Genomic DNA, 5,434 nt, shown 5'->3' with positions numbered 1-5,434 from the left:
GCGGGCCCTCGTCAGGCCGGCGCGGTCCCGCGCGCTGAGCGGGTCACTCGGGGTCGGTCACGAAGATCGGCCCCTCGGGCTGCCACCAGCCCCAGCGGGTCTCGGTGCCGGTGGTCACCTCGGCTGGCGCCGGCGGCTCCTCCTGGTACGTGCCCAGCGGGGTGTAGGCCTCGATCGAACCCCAGTCCCGGTTCCAGTCGTGCCGCAGGTACGAGGGGATCGTCCGCGCCCGCTGCGCGGTCTCCACCCATCCCAGCGGCCCGCCGGCCTCGTACGACATCCAGGTGCTCGTGGCGCTGACGGCCAACGGACGGTCCGGGAGGATCCGGTACTCGGGCAACTCGGCCACGCCCGCGTGGTGAGCGAACGGACGCTGGCACGGGAACTGCAGGCTCACCGCCCAGTCCAGCAGGACCGGCGAGTCAGATCCCACCATCTCCTGGACCGTCACGAGCTCGGGAGCGCGCGGGGGCGTGATCGCTGCCCACTGATCGGGGGTGAGGTCGTTGTCGTCGACCCGGACACGCATCACGTCGGCGTCCGCGGGGGCGTCCTGCATGTCCACCCGCAGGTTCCGCCACGTGGGGGCGGGGCCGATGTCGAACGGGACGACCGGCTCGCCCACCGTCTCGACGCCGGCCTCCGCCGAGCGGCCGAACTCCACGACCACGCTCTGGCCGTACCTGTAGATGCCGTCCGCGTCGAAGCGGCCGATGCGACCCGCCGCCGAGATGACCAGCAGCGGATGCGACTCCCGGTTCTCCGGCAGGCGGTACCAGCCCGTCTCCAGGCTGGCCTCCCGCTGCGGGCCCACGAGGAACGAGCCGAGCACCGGCGTGGTGGCGGGATCGAGCCCGAAGGGCAGTGCGACGGTCGAGGAGTTGACACCCTCGGCGCCCCGGCCGCCTCCGGTGCCCGCGCTCTCACCGGTGTTGACCGACGGGCCGCCGCCGGGCTCGGAGGTGGTGTTCGCGGCGCCGGGGTCGGCGACCACCGCGTCGGCGGACAGGTCGGGGGCGACACCGTCGGGCGTGAACCCGGTGTTGCCACCCGCCTCGATGGCCGCGGCGCGGTCCTGCGGGTCGACGGTCCCGTCGGGCAAGGGGGTGGCGTCGAGCGGGGTGAGCATGCCGGCGTTGGCGTCGGGCTCGACGAGGACGCGGTCGGCGAGCATGCAGGGGTTCCCGGCGAGCGCGGAGAGGTTGCCCTCGGCGATCGTGTACGCCGGGAACTGCTTGTGGACGCCTTTGGCGAACGAGGCGATCGAGAAGATCACCAGCAGGCCGGCGACCACGGCGATCGGTGCGGCGGCGAAGGTCCGCACGCGGCGTCGGCCCTCGGTGGTCCGGGGCGCCTTGTCGCCGATGTAGTCGCGACGCAGGTGCTGCCAACCGGCGTAGGCGAACGTCAGGACCGCCAGGACGAGCAGGACGGTGGCGGCGTCGATGCCGCGGATGCTCGGCGCCTTGTCCCACCAGGGGATGCCGTAGCTCGAGACGTACCACCAGCCGTTGGGGCCGGCGAACGCCAGCGCCACCACGACGAGGATCACGCCGAGGAACAGTGTGCGGTTGCGGGCGGTGCGGACGGCGGACGCGGAGATCGCCAGGGCTCCGAGGGCGGCGATCGCGCCGCCGATGCCCGCGTAGACACCGAAGTGGTGGGTCCACTTGGTGGGCGAGAACATCATGAAGAAGGCCGTGCCCACGACCACGCCGACCAGGCGCCAGACCGGGCCCGAGGCGGCGCCCGGGACCTTGCCGCGGCGCAGGAGGGTGCCGACGACGACGGCGAGACACAGCAGCACCAGCAGGACCGGCAGTCGACGGGCCAGCGAGCCGTCCACCGTCGGGATCATGAGGTAGTAGTAGCGGACGAACTCCTCGAACCAGCTCAGGCTGGGACCGATCTCGCCGCGGACCCGGATCGCCTCGAGCACGGCGGCGAGGGGCTGCACGCCGAACACGCAGATCAGGACCATCGTGCCGGAGGCGAGGACGGGCGCGACGAGCGCGAGGTACGAGCCGATCACGCGGCCGCGGATGACGACGGTGCGCACGACGGCCCGCAGGCCCATGAGCAGTGCCGCGACGGCCATGAGCCCGGTGGGACCGGTGGCCAGGGAGAACGACGCGATGATGACGGCGATCGCGAACGGCAGCATCCGCCGGGTGGCGATGGCCCGTTCCACGGAGACCCAGGTCAGGAGGGCGCCCAGCGCGATGATGGGTTCGGGCCGCAGGCCGTTGTTGAAGGCCATCCAGAAGGCGAGGAAGACGGCGGCGGCGCTCCACACGACGACCGGGGTGGTGCGGGCGGCGCGTCCGAGGCGGGGCAGGACCTCGCGGCTGAGGACGAGCCAGCACAGTATCGCCGCCAGGAGGGCCGGCAGCCGCATCCACGGACTCGCGGTGGACACGTGCGAGAACAGCGTCAGCAGGTCGTAGTAGGGCGAGCCGAACGGCGACTCGGGGACCCCGTACCAGCGGTAGTAGTTGGCCATGTAGCCGGCGGGATCGGCGGCTCGGGCCATGGACAGGATGTAGCCGTCGTCGGAGGTGTTGCCGCCGACGAAGTGCCACACGCCGAGCGTGCCGATCACGGCGATGTCGGGCGGGCGGATCCGGAACCAGCCGCGCGGCAGGAAGCGGCGTGCGCGGCGACCGTCGGTCTGGTCCAGCGCGTGCAGCGCCCACAGGGCGACGGCGGTCGACAGCAGCCCGATGACGATCGCCGCCCACTTCCACGCGGTGGGGTAGGTGGTGAAGCGGGAGTCGACCTGCACGGTGACGTCGAGGCCCTCGGGCACCGCGGTGTCGGCGGGCAGGTCGGTGTAGACGCCCACGACCATGGGGCGCAGGTCGTCGGCGTCGACACGGCGCGCGGCACCGTCGATGCCGTCGAACGACGCCTCGACGTAGGTGGGCGCGGCGACGACGCTGAGCTGCGTGCAGTCGCCGGCCTCGACCCGGTCACGGGGCGCGGAGACGATGACGCGGTTGCGGGAGACCACGTCGACCGTGTCGGCGGAGGCCCGGACGAACAGGGCGCGGTCACCGGCCTCCTCGCCACCCGCCGGGGCGGTGGACAGCAGGATCCCCCCGTCGGCGGGCAGCCCACCGACCAGGTCGCACGGCGCGGTGGCGGTGAACCGCTGGGGCGAGTGCGCCATGAGGGGCGCGGTGACCGAGCCGACCGACCCGTTCTGCGGCCACTGCACGGTCGAGGTGGTCTGGGAGACCGGCAGGAACGGCAGGGCCAGGAAGCACAGCGTGCCCACGAGGCCGCTGACGATGGCGATGAGCCGGAGCCTCGCGACCCGCGGGTCGGCGGCGATCGCGCCGGAGGCCGGACTGGGAGCCGGGGGATGAGCCGGGGACGGTTCCGGGGAGGAGTCTGACACGACAGCCGATTCTAGGCGACGATCAGTTCATCGGACCCGGCGTGGTCCAGCCCCAACGCACCTCGCTTCCGCGGAGGAGTTCGGCGGGAGTGGCGTCCGGGTCGAGGGGTTCGAACCGCTGCAGCGAGCCCCAGTCGCGGGCCCAGTCGTGGTCGAGGTAGGTGGGGACGGTGATGGCCTCGACGGTCTGCCTGGTCCACAGGAGCGGGCCGCCGCCGCCGGCGCTCTGCCACCAGTTGGCGGCGGACGACGACTCGCGGTCGGCGAGGATCCGGTAGCGGGGGATCTCGGCGACGCCCCCGTTGTGGACGAACGGCCGCTGGCACGGGAAGGCCAGCGCGACGACCCAGTCGATGAGCACGGGGTCGGTGTGGCCGACGACCTCGTCAAGGGTGCGCAGCCGCGGGTTCCGCGGCGGGGTGACGGCCAGCCACTGGTCGGGGTCGAGGTTGCCGTCCGCGGCCACCACGCGCACGACCTGGGCGTCCTCGGGGATCGAGTCGAGCGGGATGCGCAGGTTCCGCCAGGCGGGCGCGGGGCCGACGTCGATGGGGGTGGTGGAGCCCATGACCTCGAAGTCGGTGGGCCCGGTCGCGCCCACACGGCCGGGGCGCCCGTACTCGATGCGCAGGGCGCCGTTGCCGATGCGACCGGCGGCCGCCATGACGAGGAGCGGGCGGTTGGCGCCGCGGGCGGGTAGCTCGTACCACGCGGAGGTGAGCTCGGCCGCGACCTGCGGGCCGCGCCGGTAGGAGCCCAGGACCGGGGTGGTGTCCGGGTCGAGACCGAACGGCAGCGCGACGGTGGAGCCGTTGACCGTGACGGCACCGCGGCCGCCGGTCGTGCCGGCGTCCACACCGTCGCCGGGGTCGCGTTCGCCGGACTCGGAGGTCGCGAGCGCGCCGGAGGCCTCCGCGCTGTCGACGGTGATGGAGTCGGGCAGGCCGTTGGGGGCGAAGCCGTTGACGACGCCCGCGCCGAGGGAGATCTCGGGCCCGGCGCCGACCGCGCTGAGCAGGCCGTCGTTGGAGTCCTCCTCGACGAGCACCGAGTCGGCCAGCGCGCACGGCTCACCGGACAGCGCGCGGATGTTGCCGCGGCCGACGCTGTAGGCGGGGCTCTGGACGAACACGGCGGTGACCGCGGAGACCAGCTCGAAGATCACCACGGAGAACGCGACCACCGTCAGCGGGGTGCCGCCGATCCCGCGGCTCCGGCCGTCGGCGCGGCGGCGGGCGGCGGGGGTGTCGGCGTGCGTCCGCAGGAACGGCGCCGCGCGCCGGACGCGGCGCCACAGGGCGGCGCCGGGCTCGGAGGGGACGAGGCCCGAGTGGATGAGTCCGGCGATGAGCAGGCACACCAGGGCGCCGATGAACGCGACGTACTGGACCTGGACCCCGCCCACGGCGGGGAAGGAGTCGGAGAAGGGGATGCCGTAGTCGGAGACGTACCACCAGGTGTTGTTGGTGGCGGTGGACAGGCCGACGACAAAGCACAGCGCCGCCCACACCAGCCAGCGACTCCGATTGAGCGAGACCGTCGAGGAGCGCAGGGCGATGACGGCGAGGACGGCGAGCGCACCCGCCAGACCGGCGAAGACCCCGAAGTGGTGGGTCCATTTGGTGGGGGTGAACACCAGGAACAGCAGCGATCCCGCGAGGACGCCGATGAGTCGGCGCGAGGGCCCGGCGGCCGCGCCGGGGATCTTTCCCCGCCTCAGCATGACGGCGGTGACCAGGACCAGGCACATGAGCATGAGCAGGACGGGGAAGCGGCGGGCGACACCGCCGTCGGCGGAGACCCCGAACAGCGCCTCCCACCGCTCCTTCTCCCCGTACCAGGGCAGGCTCGGACCGAGCTCGGTGCGGATGCGGGTGGCCTCGAGGACCGCGGCCAGCGTCTGGTCGGCGAACACGGTGTAGAGCAGCGCGAGACCCACGGCCAGGACGGGGCCGAGGATCGGGGCCCACCCGACCACCCGCGCGCGCCGCCGGGCCATGCTGAGGAACTCGCGGGCGCCCGCCGCGAGCG

The 5,434-nt window shown here is 73.3% G+C and carries 2 protein-coding genes; both read right to left on the bottom strand.

Features of this window, described 5'->3' with window-relative positions; translation table 11 throughout:
* Nucleotides 1-43 precede the first annotated feature (43 nt).
* Complete coding sequence (locus HMPREF3086_RS00140; RefSeq protein ID WP_070719653.1) at nucleotides 44-3,403, bottom strand: arabinosyltransferase domain-containing protein; 3,360 nt, start codon at nucleotides 3,401-3,403, stop codon at nucleotides 44-46.
* A gap of 22 nt (nucleotides 3,404-3,425) precedes the next feature.
* Nucleotides 3,426-5,434: arabinosyltransferase C-terminal domain-containing protein (locus HMPREF3086_RS00135; protein WP_141763923.1), on the bottom strand; the 2,009-nt coding region annotated here is incomplete at its 5' end.

The sequence above is a fragment of the Dietzia sp. HMSC21D01 genome (assembly GCF_001815995.1).
Lineage (GTDB): Bacteria > Actinomycetota > Actinomycetes > Mycobacteriales > Mycobacteriaceae > Dietzia > Dietzia cinnamea.
Note: the sequence above shows the minus strand (reverse complement) of the source record. Positions and strands in the feature narration are given on the sequence as shown.